Origin of the sequence: Amycolatopsis sp. MtRt-6, from assembly GCF_017308975.1 — a bacterium.
In the GTDB taxonomy this organism is placed as follows: Bacteria; Actinomycetota; Actinomycetes; order Mycobacteriales; family Pseudonocardiaceae; genus Amycolatopsis.
Window position 1 is genome coordinate 82,862 of sequence record NZ_JADWPD010000040.1, and the last position, 20,125, is coordinate 102,986.

At 70.3% G+C, this 20,125-nt stretch carries 15 protein-coding genes and 1 rRNA gene; 3 read left to right on the forward strand and 13 right to left on the reverse strand.

What is annotated here, in order from left to right; genetic code table 11:
- The 6 genes from I4Q55_RS43255 to I4Q55_RS43280 all read right to left on the reverse strand — a co-directional run bounded on the left by I4Q55_RS43255 (position 1) and on the right by I4Q55_RS43280 (position 8,687).
- Positions 1 to 2,592 (reverse strand): tetratricopeptide repeat protein, encoded by a 2,592-nt coding sequence (locus tag I4Q55_RS43255; protein WP_206796488.1) that lies wholly within the window; start codon positions 2,590 to 2,592, stop codon positions 1 to 3.
- 168 nt (positions 2,593 to 2,760) lie between these two features.
- Positions 2,761 to 4,332, reverse strand: a complete 1,572-nt coding sequence (locus I4Q55_RS43260; RefSeq protein WP_206796489.1) for a glycoside hydrolase family 13 protein — start codon at positions 4,330 to 4,332, stop codon at positions 2,761 to 2,763.
- Between the two features lie 31 nt (positions 4,333 to 4,363).
- A complete protein-coding gene (locus I4Q55_RS43265) occupies positions 4,364 to 5,233 on the reverse strand; it encodes a carbohydrate ABC transporter permease (protein WP_206796490.1) in 870 nt (289 codons plus the stop codon).
- A complete protein-coding gene (locus I4Q55_RS43270) occupies positions 5,230 to 6,195 on the reverse strand; it encodes a carbohydrate ABC transporter permease (RefSeq protein WP_206796491.1) in 966 nt (321 codons plus the stop codon). The genes I4Q55_RS43265 and I4Q55_RS43270 overlap by 4 nt, the downstream gene beginning before the upstream one ends.
- Positions 6,173 to 7,546: an ABC transporter substrate-binding protein gene (locus I4Q55_RS43275; RefSeq protein ID WP_206796493.1), complete on the reverse strand. Its 1,374-nt coding sequence runs from the start codon at positions 7,544 to 7,546 to the stop codon at positions 6,173 to 6,175. Before I4Q55_RS43275 ends, I4Q55_RS43270 begins: the two co-directional genes overlap by 23 nt.
- Before the next feature lie 133 nt (positions 7,547 to 7,679).
- Entirely contained in the window at positions 7,680 to 8,687 is a 1,008-nt protein-coding gene (locus I4Q55_RS43280) for a LacI family DNA-binding transcriptional regulator (RefSeq protein WP_206796494.1), read from the reverse strand.
- 104 nt (positions 8,688 to 8,791) lie between these two features.
- Between I4Q55_RS43280 and I4Q55_RS43285 the strand changes: the two genes are divergently transcribed.
- Positions 8,792 to 9,574 (forward strand): class I SAM-dependent methyltransferase, encoded by a 783-nt coding sequence (locus I4Q55_RS43285; RefSeq protein ID WP_206796495.1) that lies wholly within the window; start codon positions 8,792 to 8,794, stop codon positions 9,572 to 9,574.
- 4 nt (positions 9,575 to 9,578) lie between these two features.
- Here I4Q55_RS43285 and I4Q55_RS43290 read toward each other — a convergent pair whose 3' ends face one another.
- The 5 genes from I4Q55_RS43290 to I4Q55_RS43310 all read right to left on the reverse strand — a co-directional run bounded on the left by I4Q55_RS43290 (position 9,579) and on the right by I4Q55_RS43310 (position 16,254).
- Positions 9,579 to 11,315, reverse strand: a complete 1,737-nt coding sequence (locus tag I4Q55_RS43290) for a choline/carnitine O-acyltransferase (protein WP_206796496.1) — start codon at positions 11,313 to 11,315, stop codon at positions 9,579 to 9,581.
- Entirely contained in the window at positions 11,312 to 12,121 is an 810-nt protein-coding gene (locus tag I4Q55_RS43295; RefSeq protein WP_206796497.1) for a class I SAM-dependent methyltransferase, read from the reverse strand. Before I4Q55_RS43295 ends, I4Q55_RS43290 begins: the two co-directional genes overlap by 4 nt.
- 16 nt (positions 12,122 to 12,137) lie before the next feature.
- Positions 12,138 to 12,992 (reverse strand): arpA protein, encoded by an 855-nt coding sequence (locus tag I4Q55_RS43300; RefSeq protein ID WP_206796498.1) that lies wholly within the window; start codon positions 12,990 to 12,992, stop codon positions 12,138 to 12,140.
- A gap of 90 nt (positions 12,993 to 13,082) precedes the next feature.
- Complete coding sequence (locus I4Q55_RS43305) at positions 13,083 to 13,613, reverse strand: DUF4232 domain-containing protein (RefSeq protein WP_206796499.1); 531 nt, start codon at positions 13,611 to 13,613, stop codon at positions 13,083 to 13,085.
- Positions 13,614 to 13,656: 43 nt separating this feature from the next.
- Positions 13,657 to 16,254 (reverse strand): bifunctional FO biosynthesis protein CofGH, encoded by a 2,598-nt coding sequence (locus I4Q55_RS43310; protein ID WP_206796500.1) that lies wholly within the window; start codon positions 16,252 to 16,254, stop codon positions 13,657 to 13,659.
- Between the two features lie 153 nt (positions 16,255 to 16,407).
- Between I4Q55_RS43310 and I4Q55_RS43315 the strand changes: the two genes are divergently transcribed.
- The gene (locus I4Q55_RS43315; protein WP_206796501.1) at positions 16,408 to 17,949 is read left to right on the forward strand and encodes a transposase; all 1,542 of its coding nucleotides are present in this window, start codon (positions 16,408 to 16,410) and stop codon (positions 17,947 to 17,949) included.
- Here I4Q55_RS43315 and I4Q55_RS43320 read toward each other — a convergent pair.
- Positions 17,934 to 18,692 carry an SDR family oxidoreductase gene (locus tag I4Q55_RS43320; RefSeq protein ID WP_206796503.1) on the reverse strand — a complete coding sequence of 253 codons (759 nt, stop codon included), beginning with the start codon at positions 18,690 to 18,692 and terminating at the stop codon, positions 17,934 to 17,936. The two genes, I4Q55_RS43315 and I4Q55_RS43320, sit on opposite strands and share 16 nt — an antisense overlap.
- The gene (locus tag I4Q55_RS43325) at positions 18,689 to 19,477 is read right to left on the reverse strand and encodes an alpha/beta fold hydrolase (RefSeq protein ID WP_206796504.1); all 789 of its coding nucleotides are present in this window, start codon (positions 19,475 to 19,477) and stop codon (positions 18,689 to 18,691) included. Before I4Q55_RS43325 ends, I4Q55_RS43320 begins: the two co-directional genes overlap by 4 nt.
- 466 nt (positions 19,478 to 19,943) lie before the next feature.
- Here I4Q55_RS43325 and I4Q55_RS43330 point away from each other — a divergent pair.
- Positions 19,944 to 20,125: ribosomal RNA gene (locus I4Q55_RS43330) — 16S ribosomal RNA — on the forward strand; the annotation flags it as partial.

Consider the following 20,125-nt stretch of genomic DNA (forward strand, 5'->3'; position numbering starts at 1 on the left):
TCAGAGCCGGCGGATGTGCTCCCGCACCCGGTCCACCCCGGGGTTGCCGAGCCGGGCGTAGATCTCCTCGGTGCGCTCGTAGTGGCCTTTGGCAATCCGCAGCTCACCCGCGTGTTCGAACAGCTCGCCCAACGCCCACTCGGCATCCGCTTGGCCCAGTGGCGAGTTCACGGCCTGCATCGTCGCGACGGCCACGCGCAGCCGCTCCAGCGCCCGCTCGCGGGCACCGCCCCGGATCTCGGTGCGGGCCAGCGCGATCCGCGCTCTCGCCGCGTTGTACGGATCAGGCACGTCCAAGCCGTCCAGCACCGCGACGGCTTCGGTCAGTGGCGACTCGGCTTCGGCGGCGCGGCCGGCGGTGAACAGCGCGCGCCCGATGCTCACCAGCGCGAGTCCCACACTGCGTTGCTGCCGCAGTTCCCGGTAGCCGGCCAGCGCCTGCTCGAAATGGGTCAGTGCCAGCTCGATCCGGCCCTGGTCCAGGTAGGCGAAACCGAACCGTTCCATCGAGCCGGCGACCCGGTGGCCGTCACCGAGTTCCCGCCAGATCTCCGCGGCTTTCGCCATGTGCACCAGTGCCTCGTCGTTGCGGTGCAACGCGTGGAACAGCAGGCCCAGCCGATCGTTGGCGCCGGCCTCCGCCTCGCGGTCGGCGTCCTCCTCAGTGGCCCGGACGGCGAGCAGGTCGAACTGCAGCCAGTCGTAGTAGTGCGTCCGGTACAGGAACAGGCCCCACATCGCGTCGGCCAGTTGCCACGCGGTGGAATGCCAGCCGTTCTCCGCCGCTGTGCGGGCCGCCGCCAGCAGGTTCACCCGTTCCCGGTCGAGCCATTCCAGTGCGTCCGCATGACCGGCGAAGGTCACGGTTTCGACGGGAACGTAGGTGAAATCGCGGCGCACGTCGGTGCGATGTGGTGTCACGACGGCACCGGCGTCGGTGGCGGTGCGCAGGTACCAGTCGAGCATCCGGCGCAGGGCCAGCTCTCGTTGTTCCGCCGGCTCCTGCTCCAGCGCCTGCTGGCGGGCGTGCAACCGGATGAGATCGTGGATCCGGTACCGGTCGGCAGCCGGGTCCGCCAGCAGGTTCGCGGTCACGATCTCGTCGACGAGACGTTCCGCCTCGGCCGTCGGCACGGCCACCGCGGCGGCGGCGAGACCGATGCCGAAATCGGGTCCCGGATGGAGGCCGAGCAGCCGGTACAGCCGTGCGGCGGGAGCGGACAACGTTTCGTACGACATATCGAACACCACCTGTACGGACAGATCACCGGCCAGAGACAAGCCGGCCAGCCGACGCCCTTCGTCGACCAGCTCGGCGACCACCTTTCCCACCGACCACCGGGGATGGGACACCAGCCGGGCGGCCGCGACGCACAAGGCCAGCGGGAGCCCGGCGCACAGCGCAGCCAGCTGCCGAGAAGACTGCCGTTCGCGTTCGATCCGGCCGTCGCCGACCACCCGCGCAAGCAGTTCCACCCCGTCCTCTTCGGGGAGGGGCGCGATCTCGATCAGCCGGCCCCCGTTCGCGACCAGGCCGCCCAGCCTCGACCGGCTGGTGACGACGGTCGTGCTCACCGCCGATGACGGCAGCAGGACGCGTACCTGGTCGGCGGACTCGACGTCGTCGAGCACCAGCAGCAGCCGCCGGCCCGCGGTGACGGACCGGAACAGCGCCGACTGCTCGGCGCGGTCGACCGGAACCTGGGAGGCGGGGACGCCCAGCACCCGCAGGAAGTGCCCCAGCACCTGCTCCACCGTCACCGAGCCGGCCGGGCCGCCGAGGTGGGCGTACAGCTGGCCGTCGGGGTAGTGGTCGACGACCTGGTGGGCCCACTGCATGGCGATCGCGCTCTTGCCGACGCCGGGCGGGCCGCTCACCACCAGGAGGCGGCTTTCCACACTCAGTTTGTCGAGCAGCCGGTGTTCCACGGCGCGCCCGACGAACGCGGGCAGATCCGGCAGCAGCTGCTGTGGTGGCGTCCCACCGCTGTTTGCGCCGAACGAAGGTGGCACCGGAGAGCCGGGCACGTGGATCCAGCCGTGCAACCGGGACTTCTTCACCTGAACGGTGACCGGGTGGTAGGTCGCCGGCTCGATGCCCCGGTATCCGTGCCGGACAATCGTTTCGTAGACGTGGTCGGACACCCCGACCACCAGCGGGGTGTCGGCGTGGGCGAGGGCGGTTCTGAGTTCGGCCGCGTCCAGCAGGCGGCAGACCACCACCAGGTCGTGTCCGGTCATCCCGTGCTCGTCACGGGTGAGCTCACCGGTGTGCACGGCGACCCGCACCCTGATCTGCTCGGCGGGCGGTGCCCGGAGGTTGTGGTCGACGAGGCCGGCGAGCAGCTTGGGCAGCAATGGGTCGAGCAACAGCACGGTGGACACGTCGGGCGGCACGATGATCACGGCGCCGTCCCCGCCGTCCTGGTACGTGCAGGAGTCCCAGTCGACATCGGCCGTGGTGAAGGAGTCACGAACCAGGCGGTACACCGCAGACCGCACGGCGAGCCGGGCGCGGTCGTCCCGGTACCGTGCGCTGAAATCCTCGATGTCGAACGTGAACAGCGAGTGGTGGACGGGATACCGGGCCATCGCGCACCCCTCCCAGATCCGCTCAACCCTTTTTCGGTATACCACCCGGTCGCGCGGGCCACAATCGCTGCCGGAGAACCTCACCAAGTCGAGACAGCGGTGAAGGTCCCCCGGCCGAGCTGCCGGAGGCCGCCGCGGTGGCGACCTCCGGCAGCCCGTTGAGTCCATTCAGGACTGGAGCCAGACCGCGGTGTCCGTCGGCAGGTCGGTCGAAACCGGCCCGCTGGCCAGCACGATTTCGCCGGGCGGGAGCGGGACCGGCGCGGCCGAGAAGTTCAGCGCGAAGGTGAACCCGCGGCGGAACGCCAGCACGCCTTCACCGAGCGAGAGCCACTCCAGCTCGGCCGCGGGCAGCTCGCGCCGCAGCCGGAGGCCGGTGCGGTACAGCGACAGCATCGACGCCGGGTCCGCCGCCTCCGCCTCGGCCGTGTACTCGCTCCAGGAAGCCGGCTGCGGCAGCCACGCACCACCGCTGCCGAACCCGAACGGCGGCGCCGAACCCGACCACGGGATCGGGACCCGGCAGCCGTCCCGGCCCGGGTCGGTGCCGCGGGTGCGGGCGAACACCGGGTCCTGGCGCAGCTCGTCCGGGATGTCCAGGACCTCCCACAGCCCCAGCTCCTCGCCCTGGTAGACGTACAGCCCGCCGGGCAGGGCCAGCGTCAGCAACGCCGCCGCCCGCGCGCGCCGGGTGCCCACCGCGAGGTCCACCGGTGCCGAGTGCAGGCGGTTCGCGAACGAGAAACCCGTGTCGCCGGCGCGGCCGTAGCGGGTGACGTGCCGGGTGACGTCGTGGTTCGACAGCACCCACGCCGCCGGGGCGCCGACCTCGTCGTGTGCGCGCAGCGTGCGGGAAATGACGTCCCGGAAGCGCTCGCCGTCCCACGGGCAGACCAGGAAGTCGAAGTTGAACGCCGAGTGCAGCTCGTCGCGGCGGAGGTACCGCGCGGCCCGCGCCATGTCCGGCAGCCACATCTCGCCGACCAGCACGCGCTCGCCGCCGTAGCTGTCGGCGATCTTGCGCCACGAGCGGTAGATCTCGTGCAGGCCCTCCATGTCGGAGAACGGCGTCTCGTCGCCGTCGTCGACGTCGGGCAGGCGCGGGTCCTTGACCAGGCCGTCGGCGACGTCGATGCGGAAGCCGTCCACGCCGCGGTCGAACCAGAAGCGCAGCACGTCCTCGAACTCCGTGCGGATCTCCGGGTTGTCCCAGTTGAAGTCGGGCTGGCGCGAGCTGTAGAGGTGCAGGTACCACTCGCCGTCCGGGACACGGGTCCACGCCGGCCCGCCGAAGCGCGACTTCCAGTTGTTCGGCGGCTCGCTGCCGTCCGGGCCGCGGCCGGGCCGGAACCAGAACCGCTGCCGCTCCGGCGAACCCGGGCCGGCTTCGAGCGCGGCCTGGAACCAGCGGTGCTCGTCGGAGCAGTGGTTGGGCACGATGTCGATGATCACCCGGATGTTCCGCGTGTGGGCTTCGGCGATCAGCTCCTCGGCTTCGGCGAGCGTGCCGAAGAGCGGTTCGATGTCGCGGAAGTCGGCGACGTCGTAGCCGCCGTCGTCCATCGGCGACGGGTACCACGGCGTGAACCAGATCGCGTCGATCCCCAGGCCGGCCAGGTGGTCCAGCCGGGCGCGGACGCCGGCGAGGTCGCCGACGCCGTCGCCGTTGCCGTCCGCGAAGCTGCGGATGTACACCTGGTAGATCGCCGCGCTCCGCCACCAGCCGGTCTTGTCGGTCACGTAGGTGCCCCTTCTGGTCGTCGTGGAAAACTCAGCCCTTGAGGCTGCCTGCGGTCAGCCCGGCGAGGATCTGCCGCTGGAAGGCCAGGAACAGCGCCACCATCGGCACACTGGCCAGCACCATCCCGGCGACGAGCACGTTGAGCGGCATGTCGATCGCCACCCGCTGCAGCATCACCGAGAGCGTCTGCTTCCCGGTGTCCGGGAACACCAGCAGCGGCCAGATGAAGTCCTTCCACGCGGTGACCACCGCGAGGATCGACACCACGGCCAGGATCGGCCGCGAGATCGGCAGGATGATCCGCCAGAGCGTGCGCACCGGCCCGGCGCCGTCGAGCCGCGCCGCCTCGATCAGCTCGTCCGGGATCTGGTCGAAGAACCGCTTGAGCAGGTAGATGTTGAACGCGTTCGCCGCCGCGGGCAGCCAGACCGCGGCCGGCGAGTTGATCAGGTTGAGGTGCAGCAGCGGCAGGTCCGTCACCGTCACGTACGTCGGGACCAGCAACGCCGTCGCCGGCAGCATCAGGGTGGCCAGCATCAGGCCCAGCACGACGTTGCCGAACTTCGGGCGCAGCTTCGACAGGGCGAACGCGGCCGGGACGTCGATGGCCAGCTGCGCCAGCCACGCGCCGCCCGCGACGACGAGCGTGTTGAGGAAGTACTTGCCCAGGCTGAGCTGGTCCCAGGCGTCGGCGAAGGTCTCCGGGTGCCACTCGTGCGGGACGAGCGTCGCCGGCGTCTGCGCCAGTTCCTGCGGGGACTTCATGGCCCCGGTGACGACCCAGTAGAGCGGGAACAGGAAGGCGAGGACGAAGATGGCGAGGGTGCCCGCGAAAACCACCCCGTAGACGAGCTTGCCGCGCGGGCTGCGCAGCGCGCCGGGGGAGACGAGGGTTCTCATGACCGGTCCGCCTTCCGCGTCAGCCGGACGTACCACGCCGAGAACACGCCGAGCGCCACGAACAGCAGCAGGCTCATCGCGCTCGCCGAGCCGAAGTCGTTGTAGACGAAGGCGTAGCGGTAGAGCAGCAGGAGCACGGTCACCGTCGAGTCGTCCGGGCCGCCGCCGGTCATCACGTACGGCTCGGTGAACACCTGCATGGTCGCCACGATCTGGAGCAGCAGGAGCACCAGCAGGACGAACCGCGTCTGCGGGAACGTCACGTGCCGCAGGCGTTTCCACAACCCGGCGCCGTCGAGCTCCGCGGCTTCGTACAGCTCGCCGGGGATCGTGCCGAGCGCGGCCAGGTAGATGAGGGTGGTGCTGCCCATGTTGGCCCACGTCGAGACGAAGACCAGGGACAGCATGGCGGTGGTGGAGGAGTCGAGCCACTGGCCGCCGGGCAGGCCGACCGCGCCGAGCGCGGAGTTGAACAGGCCGGGGCCGGGGTCGTAGAACCACTTCCACATCAGCGCCGTCACGACCGGCGGCAGCATCACCGGCAGGTAGACGGCGAGCCGGAAGAACGCCTTCGCGTGGCGGAGTTCGTTCAGCAGCACCGCGGTGAGGAACGGGACGGCGAAGCCGAAGACCAGCGCGAGCCCGGTGAACAGCAGCGTGTTGCGCCAGGCGATGCCGAAGAGCGGGTCGTCGAACAGCTTCGTGAAGTTGCCGAAGCCGACCCACGTCGGCGCGTTGACGAAGTCGACCTGCTGGAAGCTCAGCAGCACCCCGCGCACGATCGGGTACCAGGAGAACAGCGCGAACACCACGAGCGCGGCGCTGAGCAGGCCGTACGCGGTGACGTTCTCCTTGAGCTTGCGCTTCAGCCTGGCGCCTTCTCGGGTGGCGGCCGGGCGCCCGGCCCGCGACGGTTTCGCCGCGGGCCAGGCGAGCAGGCTACCTGACCTGGGCGAGGACACTGTCGACCTTCGCCGCGGCGGAGTCGAGCTGCTGGTCGATATCGGCTCCTCGGTCCGTGAGCACGGCCTGCATGACGCTGTCGAGCGCGGCGTAGATCTGCTGCGCGTTCGGCGGCTCGATGCTGCCCCTGATCCGGCTCGTCGTGTCCACATAGGACTTGTAGTTGGCGGCCGGGACGTTGGCGTACTTGGCCTTCAGGGCCAGCTGCTGCTCGCGGACGGCGCCGGTCCAGACGTCCGGTGTGGGCTCGGCGGGCAGGCCGACCGGCTGCTTTCCGTCGACGTACTGCCGGATGTGCTTCTCGAAGCGGTCCGGGTTGAGGTACTTCCACTGGATCCACTCGAGGCCGGCCTTGACCTTCTCCGGCGACGCCTTCGGGTTGATCATGTAGCCCTCGCCGCCGAGCAGGGTGCCCTGGCCGCCGGGCATGCCGGCGATGCCGTAGTCCTCGTACTTGCCGTTGAACTGCTTGACGAGCACCGGGACGTTGTCCGGCGCGGCCATATACATGCCGAGCTGGCCGGCACCCATCATGCGCTGCACGTCCTGGGCTTCGAGGAGCTGCTTGGCGCCCATGGAGTTGTCGGTCCAGCGCATGTCGTGCAGGTACTGGAGGGCCTTCTTGCCTTTGTCGTTGGCGAAGTCGGCAACCCACTTGTCGCCGTCCTTGCGCGCGATGCTGCCGCCCATCGAGTACAGCCAGCCGGTGAGGTGCCAGCCGCCCTGGTTGTTCTTGCTGTAGTCGGCGTACCCGACGACGCCGTTGCCGAGCGCGGAGATCTTCTTCGCGGCTTCGCGGACTTCGTCCCAGGTCTGCGGTGGCTTGTCCGGGTCGAGCCCGGCCTTCTGGAAGAGCGGACGGCTGTAGAGCAGGCCCATCGTGTAGTTCATGGTCGGCAGGCCGTAGAGCTTGCCGCTGGAGTCGCGGAAGGTGTCGAGCAGTTCGGGCTTGAGGGCGTTGACGTGCGGGACGCTCTTCACGGCTTCGGTGATGTCGGCGGCCTGGTGGCGGGCGATGATCTGCGCCGGGTCGGTGAAGTAGACGTAGTAGACGTCTTCGAGCTGCCCGCCGGCGAGCTTGGCGGAGAACGTCTTCGGGTCCATGAAGCCTTCGTGCGGCTCGACGTCGATGTTCGGGTGGGACGCCTCGAACTCCTGGACGTCGGCGTCGAACACGCTGCGCTCGAACGGCTGGCTGGTCGGCGGCTGGCCGGTGACGGTGATCTTGACCTTGCCGCCGGCCTGGCCGTTTTCGCCGTCCGCGCAGGCGGCCGCGGTGAGCGCGAGGCCGCCTGCGGCGAGCAGGCACAACGTCCGGCGGGCGGCGGTTCTGGACCAGGGACTGCTCATCTCAAGCCTCTTCTCGGGGTCGCGACGGCTGTCACGTGATTGCGGTCACTCTAAAGTGGAAGACCGGAAGGCCGCAATAACCCGACGAGATTTTGCAACTTACGGACAGCCTCCGCCGCGCTGGCCGGCGGGGTCAGGCGGTGCGGCGGGCCGTCGAGCCGCGGACCACCAGCTCCGGGGCGAACAGCAGCTCCTCCGCCGCCACTTCGCCGCCGTTGATGCGCTTGACCAGCAGTTCCACCACCGCGCGACCCATGGCCTCGATCGGCTGGCGGGTGGTCGTCAGCGGCGGGTCGGTGCAGTTCATCAGTGCCGAGTCGTCGTAGCCGACGACCGAGATGTCGCCCGGCACCGACAGGCCCTGCCGCCGGGCCGCGCGGATCGCGCCGAGGGCCAGCAGGTCGCTCGCGCACAGCACGGCCGTCGCGCCGCGCGGGTACAGGCGGGCCGCCGCCGCGTGGCCGCCTTCGATCGAGAACATCCCGTGCTCGACCAGCTCGTCCAGCACCGGCAGGCCCAGCTTCGCGGCGTACGCCTGGAACGCCTCGAGCTTGCGGCGCGACGGCACGTGGTCCGACGGGCCCAGGACCAGGCCGATCTTCTCGTGTCCGAGCGAGCTCAGGTGCCCGACGACCTGCTCGACGGCCACCGCGTCGTCGCACGAGACCTGCGGCAGCCCGAGGTGGTCGACGGCGGCGTTGATCAGCACCGTCGGCAGCCGCCGTTCGACGAGGTGGTGGTAGTGCGAGTGGACCGCGTCCGCCTGCGCGTACAGCCCGCCGGCGAAGACCACGCCCGACACCTGCTGCTGGAGAAGCAGTTCGACGTACTCCGCTTCGGAGACCCCGCCCGCCGTCCGCGTGCAGAGCACCGGCGTGAACCCCTGCTGGGCGAGGGCGTTGCCCATGATCTCGGCCAGTGCCGGGAAGATCGGGTTCTGCAGTTCCGGCAGCACCAGCCCGACCAGGCGGGCCCGTTCGCCCCGCAGCTGGGTGGGCCGCTCGTACCCCATCACGTCGAGCGCGGTGAGCACGGCGGCCCGGGTGCCGGCGGACACCCCGGACCGGCCGTTGAGCACCCGGCTGACCGTGGCTTCACTGACCCCGACCTGGCGGGCGACTTCGGCAAGACGACGCGTCATGGGCGAAACTTTACAGCAATCGAGCGCAAAAGTACGACGTGCGTGAACGTGCCGACGCCCGGAGCAACGCCTGCGCCGGTGGTCCGCGCTGATAGTTTTCAGTCATGAGCCAGCGACGTGCGGACGGGAGCGCCGGGGACGCGGACTACGGCGCGATCGGCGGGGTCTACACCGACTACCGCAAGCCGGATCCCCGGATCGGCCAGTACATCCTCGACGCGCTGGGCGACGCGCGGACCGTGCTGAACGTCGGCGCGGGCGCCGGCGCGTACGAACCCGGAGACCGCGAAGTGACCGCCGTCGAGCCGTCGGCGTCGATGCGCGCGCAGCGGCCGGCGGGCCTGCCGCCCGCGGTCGACGCCGTCGCGGAGAAGCTGCCGTTCCCGGACCGGGCGTTCGAAGGGGCGATGAGCACGTTCAGCGTGCACCAGTGGAACGACCTGTGGGCCGGCCTCAAGGAGATGCGCCGCGTCACCCGCGGCCCGATCGCCATCCTGACCTGCGACCCGGATCGGCTGCGCCGCTTCTGGCTGCTCGACTACGCCCCCGAGGTGATCGAGACCGAGGCCCGGCGCTACCCGTCGGTCGACGACATCGCCGACGGGCTCGGCGGCCACACGGAAGTCATCGGCGTGCCGATCCCGATCGACTGCACCGACGGCTTCAACGAGGCGTACTACGCCCGCCCGGAACGCCTCCTGGACCCGGGCGCCCGGCTGTCGTGCTCGGCGTGGAGCTTCGTCGACGACCGCGTGCACCACCGCTTCGCCGCCGAGCTGCAGCACGACCTGGACGACGGGACGTGGGAACGCCGCTACGGCAAGCTGCGCGAGCAGCCTGCGTTCGAGGGCTCCCTGGTCCTCGTCGTCTCGGATCCCACGGGGTAACGGCCTACTCGGCCAGCAGCTCCTGCAGTTCCCGCACCGCGACGGCGAGTTCGCCGGCGAAGCGGTACATCTCCGCGGAGACGTGCTTCGGCGTGCTCAGGTAGATGTTCCAGCGGTCCGGCAGCAGTACGTACGCGACGCCGATGCACTGCGGGCTGGTCGAGCCGAAGCCGAAGTACTGGATGTTGACCGACGGCGCCGAGCTGGTGCTCAGGTAGTCGTCACGCGACTTCAGCCAGCCCGGCGAGGAGAACAGCGCCGGCGTTTCCGTGTCACCACGGCGTTTGCCGATCAGCTGCAGCTCCCACAGGTGCTGCTCCGGCGCGTCGCCGGCCTGGCACTCCTTCGCCCGCGCCACGTGCTTCGCCGCGGCCGCGCGGAACGCTTCGCGCTTCTCCTCCACCGGGGCGTCGGAGGTCATGACGTCGGCGAAGCGCACGACTTCCGGCGTGACGACCCGCATGGCCTCGGTCCGGCCGTTCTGGAACTGCCGGGTGGCGATCGACTCGTACGTCGCCCCGGTCAGGCCCTTCGCGCGGCGGTGGGCCAGCTGGTACGCCATCTGCGCGAAGGCGTCGGGGGACATCCCGAGCTCCTTCGCGCGGTTCGCCCCGAAGTCGAACGACACCGTCTGCGTCGCCGTCGCGTCCGCGTAGGCCTTGAACGCTTCCCGGGCGGCGCGCGCGTCTTCGCGGAGTGCGTCGGTCAGCGTGAACTCGACGACTTCGTAGCCGGGGACGCCTTCTGCCGGCTCGCGCGGCTCCCGTGAGCCGCTCAGCAGCGCGTCGGTGAAGCCGAGGATCGTCGTGCCGTCCAGTTCGCAGTGCTCGACGTTGATCCCCGCGGTGCCGTCCTCGAAGACGATCAGCGACACCGCCTTGTCATACCAACGATTGTCGCCGTACAGCAGCTGGTCGTTCGCCTCCAGGGCGTCCGACGGCGTGAAGTCGTCCAGGCACAGGCAGAACAGCGCGGTCTCGATGGTCTCCAACGCGGCGGCGTTGCCCGCTTCGAGCAGTGCGGCCCGCGAAGCCGCCCATTCCGCGCGCGCCTTCGTCGTGAAGGACCCGGCCGGGACGTCGGTGACGTGGTCGTCCTTGAGGATCGCGCGCAGCGCGTCGGCCAGCTGCGCCGGCGAGTGCGGGCGGCCGTCCTCGGCGAGCACGTCCAGCCGGAACGGCGTGCCCTTCGAGAACACGACGATGTGCCGTTCGGGCGACGGGAACCGCGTGCGCGCGGTGTCCAGCAGCTCGCCCGGGATCCGCGTGGCCGAGAAGAGGTACTTGTGCTGCACCATCGACTGCGGCGTGCCGCGCAGGAGCACCGGCGGCACCCGCTCGTCGTCGAGCTTCAGCTTGTAGTCCACGGCGGCCGCGGTCAGCTCGGCCGCGCGCTCCACCTGGCCGAGCGGGGAGTCCTGGAACAGGAAGAAGAAGTTGGCGTTGAGCGCGATCCGGTCGCGGCGGCCGAGGTAGCGGTACGGCCAGAACGTGTCGAGCCAGCTGCGCACGCCGGGCGAGCGGTCGTACTCCTCGAGCGCGGCCTGCAGCTCCGGCCCCGGGCCCGCCACGAATTCCGCGAGCGCCGCTTCGGTCTCCGCCAGCTCGTCCGGCGTCAGCAGCGGGGCGCACCACTCGAGGAACCGGCGGCGGCTGTCCTCCAGGGTGGGGACGGGGACGCGGGGGAGCCGGTCCTCGTTGCCGAAGGTGCGGGTGGACCATTCCGGACTGCTCACGGTCATCCTTCTGCGTCGAAGTCGGGGAGTGCTGGCAAGCCTGCAGGACGGGAAACATACAGCTGCGCGTAGAGCCACCCGTCGGACTCCAGGCCGGTGGGGTCGACGCCGGCCGCGCTCAGCGTGTCCAGGATCTGCGTCTGCTCCTCGGCGGACGCGAACTGCCGCTGCCGGAAGACCCCTGCGACGCCCGTGGTCTCGTACCCCAGCTCGGCGAGGCTCTCGGCGATCGGCTCGTAGGAGAACATCCGCAGCACGAAGTGCGCCATCCACGGCCGCGCGCCGCGGGCGACCCTCGACAGCGTCTTCTCGGTGACGTACCCGACGAAGCCGGTCGAGACGACGAGGTCGACGTCGTCCAGCAGCTTCTGCTGGGTGCTGTCCGGGTCGTCGCCTTCGAGGTCGGCGTGGATGGCCTCGTCGAGGAAGCCGGCGGAAAGCGCGTATTCGAGCGCCGGGGCCGAGCTGTCCAGGCCGTAGAACCTCGGGCCGCCGGGGCGGACGCGCTTGCGGTCCGCCTCGACCAGTGCCGTGTGGTCCAGTGCGCGCACGGCCGGGTCGGTGTAGTGCGTGTAGAGGTCGTCCATCGTCGCTTCGCAGCGCTGCAGGGCCGCGTTGACGCCGTAGGAGCAGCCGACGTCCAGCACGGTCGGCCGCTCGGCGGGGTGCGCGGCGATCAGCTTCGCGAAGTACGGCTTCGCCGCCTGCGGGATGTGGTAGCCCACGCGCTTCAGCGTGCCGAAGAACGGACGCGGGTCGGGCGCGGTGTAGATGTGGTCGAACGAGATCTTGCCGGTCGAGTCGAAGGGCACGGGCCAGGCTCCCTGATCAGTCGAGCAGTTCGTCGCCACGGACGCTGCGTCCGGCGAGGTGGGCGGGCAGAACGCGGCCGAAGAGCTGCCGGGTCCGCTCCGCGCTGCCGATGACCCCCGGGCGCTCGCTGTAGGCGAAGATCGCGGAGTGCCGCGCGATCGCGCCCTCCACGGTACTCACCCGGTGCAGCGCGAAGCGTCCTTTGAAGAGCTGGAGATCACCGGGCCGCAGGTGCAGCCGCCGGACCAAGCGGGTGTCGCCGGCCAGCACCGAGCGCACGGCGGCGAAGTTCTCGTCCGCGGCGGACCGGATGTTCGGGCAGTACTCGAACACCCCGCCCGCGCCGGGCTCCTGGGTGAGCATGCTGACGGTGAACTCGTTCGTGTCGAAGTGCCACGGGTGCGCGCGGCCGGGCGCGATCACGTTGAGCGTCAGCCCCGACAGCGGGTCCGCGAGTTCGTGCAGCTCCGGCAGCCCGAAGCAGTCCGCGACGAACCGGCGGAACATCGGGCTCGTGTAGAGCCGGGCGATGATCGCCGACGCCGGGATGCGGTCGCGCGCGACGAAGGCGTTGCCGCGTTCCAGGATCGTCCGGCCGGGGTGGCCGTCGGGCAGCGGCTCGCCGACCGCGGTGTTGTAGGCGTTGACCCGCTCGATCTTCGTGTACGCGTCCCCTTCGAGCGCGGCGCACTCCGCCCGCAGGACCTCGCGCAGCTCCGGGCGGACGAAGTCGGCGAGCACGCTGCAGCCGGCTTCGGCCAGCTCGGCGCGGGTCCGGCCGACCGTCTCCCGCCAGGCGCGGCTGTCCGGATCGGTGAGCGGGTAACGGTCGGTGTCGACCATTTCCAGTGGCGCTACGGAGGTGCTCATCGTCGAGGTCCCTTCCGGCGGGTGAAGGAACAGAGGTAGCACAGAAGCCCGCTGGTCAACCGTGGGTTTGTGAGCGGTGACACACGGTCGTCAGTTGCCGATTCTGCTGGCCCACGCGCTGAGCTTGACGGTGTCGGTGGTGCCGAGATCCGTCTCCAGGGGCTGCCGCTGCTCGGGCTCCCCGGGGATCGGGACCACCGCGATCGCGGCACCGGTGCGCTTGTCGCCGCTGGTGACGGTGGCCGACCAGGCGAGCACCGACAGCGCTTTCTCACCCGGCCGCAGCGTCAGATCCTGCGGCCCCGGATCGGCGGCGAAGTACGACGTCTCGTGCAGGACCTTGACGTCGAGCGAGGTGCCGTCGCCGGCGAGGACCTTCAGGTCCGGGTAGCCGGTGACCTTGCGCGGGATGGCGTCCAGGTTGGTCAGCGTCAGGACGCTGGCGCGGTGGCCGAGCCCGGCTTCGACCTGACCGACCGAAAGGGACAGCCCCTTCGACGGCGGCGGCCCGTACGTCGGGCTCGGCGTGGGTGCCGGCGTCGGAGCCGGCGGCGGCGGCGGACTGGCACAGCCCGCGAGAAGCGCTACGAAGAGAACTGGTACGAAGCGAGAAACCCCCATGTGGGTGAGGATAGCGGGCGCCTCGGAAGGCGCCCGCTGTCCCTCAGGGCGTCAGCAGCGGCAGGAGCGGCTTGCGCACCGCCGTCGCGACTCCGTCCGATGCTTCCGCGGCGGCGAGCCGCTCGGCCGACGGCCGTCCGTAGCCCGTCGTGCGCTGGACCAGCGGGCGGCCCAGCGGCTCGACCATCGCGCGCATGTCGCTGATCGTCTTGTACGACCCGTGCGACGCGCCGGCCATCCGGCTGATCGTCTCCTCCATCAGCGTCCCGCCGATGTCGTTGACGCCGCCCTGCAGCACCGCGCGGCTGCCCTCTTCACCGAGCTTCACCCAGGAGCTCTGGATGTTGTCGATCATGCCGTGCAGCAGCACCCGGGCCAGCGCGTGCACCGCGCGGTTCTCGCGCAAGGTCGTGCCCGGGCGGGCGAGCCCGGCCAGGTAGATCGGCGCGCTCTGGTGGATGAACGGCAGCAGCACGAACTCGGTGAACCCGCGCCGGCCGTGCTTCTCCAGGCCTTCGCGCTGCAGCCGCGCCAGCAGCTTCAGGTGCGCGACCCAGTGCGCCGGCGTGTCGACGTGGCCGTACATCATCGTGGACGTCGTCGGCAGCCCGACCTCGTGCGCGGTCGTGACCACCTTGATCCACTCCGACGTCGGCAGCTTGCCCTTGGTGAGCACCCAGCGGACGTCGTCGTCGAGGATCTCCGCGGCCGTCCCCGGCAGCGAGTCCACACCGGACTCCTTGGCCTTGATCAGCCAGTCGCGCAGCGAGAGGTTGGTCCGCGAAGCGCCGTTCACGACCTCCATCGGGCTGTAGGAGTGCAGGTGGATCTCCGGCTGACGGCGCTTGACCTCGGCCGCGAGGTCGAAGTACGCGGTGCCCGGCAGGTCCGGGTGGATGCCGCCCTGCATGCAGATCTCGGTCGCGCCCGCGGCCCAGGCCTCGTCGACGCGGTCGCCGACCTGCTCCAGCGAGAGCGTGTACGCGTCGGCGTCGGTGCGACGCTGCGCGAAGGCGCAGAAGCGGCAACCCGTGTAGCAGACGTTCGTGAAGTTGATGTTCCGCGTGACGACGAAGGTGACGTCGTCGCCGACCGTCTCGCGCCGCAGGTCGTCGGCGATCCGGGTGAACGCGTCCAGTTCCTTGCCGTCGGCGTGCAGCAGCGCGAGCGCGGCGTCGTCCGACAGCCCGGCCGGGTCCTTTTCCGCGCTGCGCAACGCTTCCAGGATGTCGGTGTCGAACTTGGCCGGCCCGGTCTTGATCCGGTCGCCGATCTCCTTCCAGTCCCCGTACACCGAGTCGAAGTCGCCGCGGCGGTCCTCGGTGCGGCCGCTGGTGTCGATCTCGGTGTGCAGGTCGGTGCGGCCGGACTCCTGCCAGCCGCCGTCCGGCTCCTGCCACGGGATGCCGACCGGCTTCGCGTCCTCCCGGGCCAGCCCCGTGTCGTAGTCGACGAGCGCGGCGACGTGCCGCGTGATCCGCGGGTCCAGCCACGGCTCGCCGGCCTTGACGTACTCCGGGTAGATGGTGAGGCGTTCCTTCAGCTCGAAGCCGGCCTTCTCGGTGCGGCGGGCGAGCTCGTCGATCTGCGGCCACGCGCGTTCCGGGTTGACGTGGTCCGGGGTCAGCGGCGAGACACCGCCCCAGTCGTCGATGCCGGCGCGGATCATCAGGTCGTACTGGCTGCCGATCAGGTTCGGCGGCGCCTGGATGCGCATCTTCGGGCCGAGCACCAGCCGCGCGACGGCGATGTTCGCGGCCAGCTCTTCGAGGTCGGCGTCCGGGGTCGCGCGCATCTTCGTGTCCGGCTTGGCCCGGAAGTTCTGCACGATGACTTCCTGGATGCCGCCGTAGGTCTTGGCGACCTTGCGGATCTCGAACAGCGCGTCCGCGCGCTCCTCGAACGTTTCGCCGATGCCGATCAGGACACCGGTGGTGAACGGGACACTGCTGCGCCCGGCGTCTTCGAGCACCCGCAGCCGGACCGCCGGGTCCTTGTCCGGGGAGCCGTAGTGCGGGCCGCCCTTCTCGCTCCACAGCCGGGTCGCGGTGGTCTCCAGCATCATGCCCATCGACGGCGCGACCGGCTTGAGCCGCTGGAAGTCCTGCCAGGTCAGCACGCCGGGGTTGAGGTGCGGCAGCAGGCCGGTCTCCTCCAGCACCCGGATCGCCATCGCGCGGACGTAGGAGAGCGTGTCGTCGTAGCCGTGCGCGTCCAGCCACTCGCGGGCGGCCTTCCAGCGGTCCTCGGGCCGGTCGCCGAGCGTGAACAGGGCCTCCTTGCAGCCCATTTCGGCACCCTTGCGGGCGATGTCGAGGACCTCGTCGGGGGACAGGAACGGCGATTCGAGCCGGCCCGGCACGGTGACGAAGGTGCAGTAGCCGCAGCGGTCGCGGCACAGCCGGGTCAGCGGGATGAACACCTTGCGGCTGTAGGTGATGATGCCGGCCCGCCCGGCTTCGGCCAGGCCCGCGTCGCGGATGCGCGAGGCGTACTCGGACAGCTTGGTGAGGTCGTCACCGCGGGCGTGCAGCAGAACGCTCGCTTCGGCTACGTCGAGTGTCTTCCCGTCACGTGCCCGGGCGAGCGCGCGGCGCATCGCGGAGGCGGTCGGGGTGGTGGCGTCGGGTTCGGGTCCCATTCCGCCCACGCTAGGACCGTCCTCGCGCGACCAGCCAGTGTGCGTTGCGCACCCGGCTGGGTGCGGACGCGGCCGTGATCGTCTTCGCAGGTCAGGCCGCTCGGCTGGTTGTCGATCACCGCGCCGGCGTGTATTACCTAAAGGGTGGCATCGGTGGTCGGCAAGAAGATCGGCGGGCGGACGTACTACTACCTGGCGGAGTCCGCCCGGGTGGACGGCAAGCCGCGGGTGGTGACCCAGCGTTACCTCGGCACGGCCGACGAGATCGCGCGCGCCGTCCCGGGCGGCGAGCCCGCCTCGGCGTCGTACCGGACGTACGGCGACGTCGCCGCGGTGTGGGCGACGCTGTCCCGGCTGGACTTCGTCGCCCGCGTCGACGACGTCGTGCGCGCGAAGCCGTCCCTGGGGCTCATCCTCGCCGTGGCGGTGCTGCACCGCGCGACCGCGCCGGAGACGCCGATCGGCGAGTGGTGGGCCGCGGCCCCCGATGTCGTCCGGCCCCGCCTGTCCACAGTGGATGGCCTGTGGCGAGCCTTGGAACGCCTGACCCCGGAGCGGATCGCGGGCATCGAGGAGACCGTTTCCGCCGCCGTGCTGGACTTGCTCGACGACCACGCGGCGCTCGCCGTCGACGTCCCGCAGTTCGCCGCGTTCGCCCCGGCGGACTGCACGCTGCCGTCGGCCTGCCAGGGCGTGCTGGCCGGCGTCGGGCTGCGGGTGACCCGCGACGGCGCCATCCCGCTGGCGTCCCGGCTGTACCGGCGCGACGACGGCACGGCGCCGACGTTCGCCTCGCTGACCGGGGAGCTGGGGCCGGCCACCCTCGTCTTCCACGCGGGCCAGGCGGCGCAGCTCGACCTGGGCTCACGCAGCGGCTTCGTCGGGTCGCTGCCGCTGACCGACCACCCCGAGCTGCTGACCCAGCCCGCGTCCGCGCGCAAGCGCGTCGACCCCGAGCGGTTCGCCGGCCTCACCGCGCTCGACACGCACGCGGTCGTCGACGGCGTCCGGCGGCGGGTCATCCTGACCCACTCGGCGACCCTGCACGCGGCGCAGTCCCGCGCGTTCGCCGACGAGCTGGCCACCGCCACCCGGGAGCTCGACGGCCTCGCGGAGGCCCTGGCGGCGGGCACCCACCGCGGCGACCGCGCCCAGGTCCACGCCGAGATCGGCCGCGTCACCCGCGGCCGGCGCATCGAGCGCGTGCTCACCGCGGTGCTGAGCGGGAACCGGCCCGGGGAGATCCGGCTCGAACGGCGGATCGATTCTTCTGCTTTGTCGCGGCTCGACGAGGAGTTCTTCGGCAAGCAGGTGCTGGTCACCGACCGGGACTGGCCGATCGGCGACGTCGTCACGGCCTACCGGGCCCGCACCCACCTCGAATCGACGTTCCGCTGGCTGACCGGGCCCGCCGTCACCGGCCCGACCCCGCGGTGGGAGTGGACGCGGCAGCGGATCGCCGCGCACGGCCTCGTCTCGGTGCTGGCCGCGACCGTGACCCACCTGATGCGGCGGGAGGCCGACCGGGCGGGGACGAACCTGTCGGTGCGGGAGCTGCTGGACCAGCTCGCGGGCATCGGCGAGCTGGTCCTGACCTACCCGTCGACCGGTGGGCGGCCGCGGACGAAGCGCCTGCTGACCGGGTTGGACCCGGCGCGGCAGGCGCTCTTCACCCTGTTTCAGGACTCGCGGTAGATCTGCAGCGCGGAGAAGCTCTGGACCACCGGCATCAGCTCGATGACGTTGATGTTCACGTGCTTCGGCTGGCTGGCGGCCCAGTAGACGGACTCGGCGACGTCGTCCGCGGTCAGCGGCGTGGTGCCCGCGTAGACCTTGTCGGCCTTGGCCTGGTCGCCGTCGAAGCGGACCTTCGAGAAGTCCGTGCCGCCGACCATGCCGGGCTCGACGTTGGTGACCCGGACGCCGGTGCCGTGCAGGTCGCTGCGCAGGTTGAGGCTGAACTGGTGGACGAACGCCTTGGTCGCGCCGTAGACGTTGCCGCCGGGGTAGGGGTAGGTGCCGGCGATCGAGCCGATGTTGATGACGTGCCCGCGGCCGCGCTCGACCATGCCCGGCAGCAGCGCGCGCGTGACGTGCGCGAGGCCGCGGACGTTGGTCGCGATCATCTCGTCCCAGTCCCGCAGGTCGGCCTTGTGCGCGGGCTCGAGGCCCTTGGCCAGGCCGGCGTTGTTGACCAGGACGTCGACGTCTCGCCAGCTCTCGGGGAGCGTGTTGATCTTCTCCTGGACCTCTTCGGGGTCGCTGACGTCGAGGGTCACCGGCAGGACGGCGTCGCCGAGCTCGCCGGCCAGCTTCTCGAGCTTGTCGGCGCTGCGGGCGACGGCGATCACGCGGGCGCCCTCGGCGACGAACCGGCGCGCGATGGCGTCACCGAAGCCGGCGCTCGCGCCGGTCACGAACACGGTCTGCTGGGTCATGGGGTAGCTCCGCTGTCGTTCAGGAAGGTGCCGAGTGCCTCGTCGAACTCGGCCTCGCGCTCCAGGTTAGGCAGGTGGCCGGCGCCCTCGATCACCACCAGGGCCGAGTTCCGGATTTCCCGGTGGATGAGCTCGGCGTCGCCGACCGGGGTGAACTCGTCCTCACTGCCCACCACGACCAGGGTGGGGACGGTGATCCTGCTCAGCGTGGGCGTGTAGTCGGGGCGCTCGGCGCGGCCCCGGAGCGCGGCCGCGGCTCCGGTGTTGGGGGCGTTGCGCATCATCCTGCGGACGTGGGCCTCGACGTCCGGCCTGGTCGCGCGGGTCTGCTTCGAGATCATCTTGGGGAGGAGCTCCTCGGCGTAGCGCTCCATGCCCTCTTCGATGATGCGGTCCGCGGTGTCGTAGCGGGCCTGCTTGGCCTGCGGGGTGTCGAGGCCCGCGAAGGTATCGGCGAGGAGGAGGGCTTCCACGCGGCCGGGGTGGTCCCGCACCAGCTGCATGACGATCTGGCCGCCCATGGAGAGGCCGCCGAGGACGAAGCGGTCCAGGCCGAGGTGGTCCGCGAGGTCGATGAGGTCCCGGGCGAAGACGTCGAGCCGGGTCTTGGTGTCTTGGCTTCCCGACTCCCCGTAGCCGCGGAGGTCGGGGGTGATGACCCGGTAGCCGCTCTTGCCGAGGTGCTCGGCCTGGGGCCGCCACATCGAGCGGTCGAAGGGGTGGCCGTGGACGAGCAGGACGGGGCGGCCGGCCTGGGGCCCGAGGTCGTCGTACGCGAGGTTCATGCGGCCGACGTTAGGCGGAGCTTTGGCTCGGAGCAATACGGTGCAATGTAGTCGGAGCAATGTTTTTCAGAGGTCTTTCGGTGGCGCTCGGGGCCGGTTCGGGGCAGACTGGGCCTCGGACGGGCTTCGTCATGGGGTCTGACCTGCGCTGATCTTGTTAACCCACCCCCCTGTTTCGGGCCGTTTTCGAGCGTGTAATGTTCTCTTCGTCGCCAGGGAAACCCGGCCGACACGGAGACACGAACCAAGCTCTCGCGGATCGCGATTGAGTGGGTGTCCCACCAAAAACTGCTAGGAATAACCCGCTTCGGGTGACGCTGGGCCTTGGGTCTGGGGTTGGTCGGGGTGTGTTGCTTGAGAACTCAACAGTGTGCTAGTGAACTAAGCCAGTAGAGCTTATGTTTGAAACCCCCTCGTCGGGGTTTCCTTTGAGAGCAGTAAAATGCCTCGATTGAATTCGAAGACATTGTTGGAGAGTTTGATCCTGGCTCAGGACGAACGCTGGCGGCGTGCTTAACACATGCAAGTCGAACGCTGAACCCACTTCGGTGGGGGATGAGTGGCGAACGGGTGAGTAACACGTGGGTAATCTGCCCTGCACTCTGGGATAAGCCTTGGAAACGAGGTCTAATACCGGATATCACAATC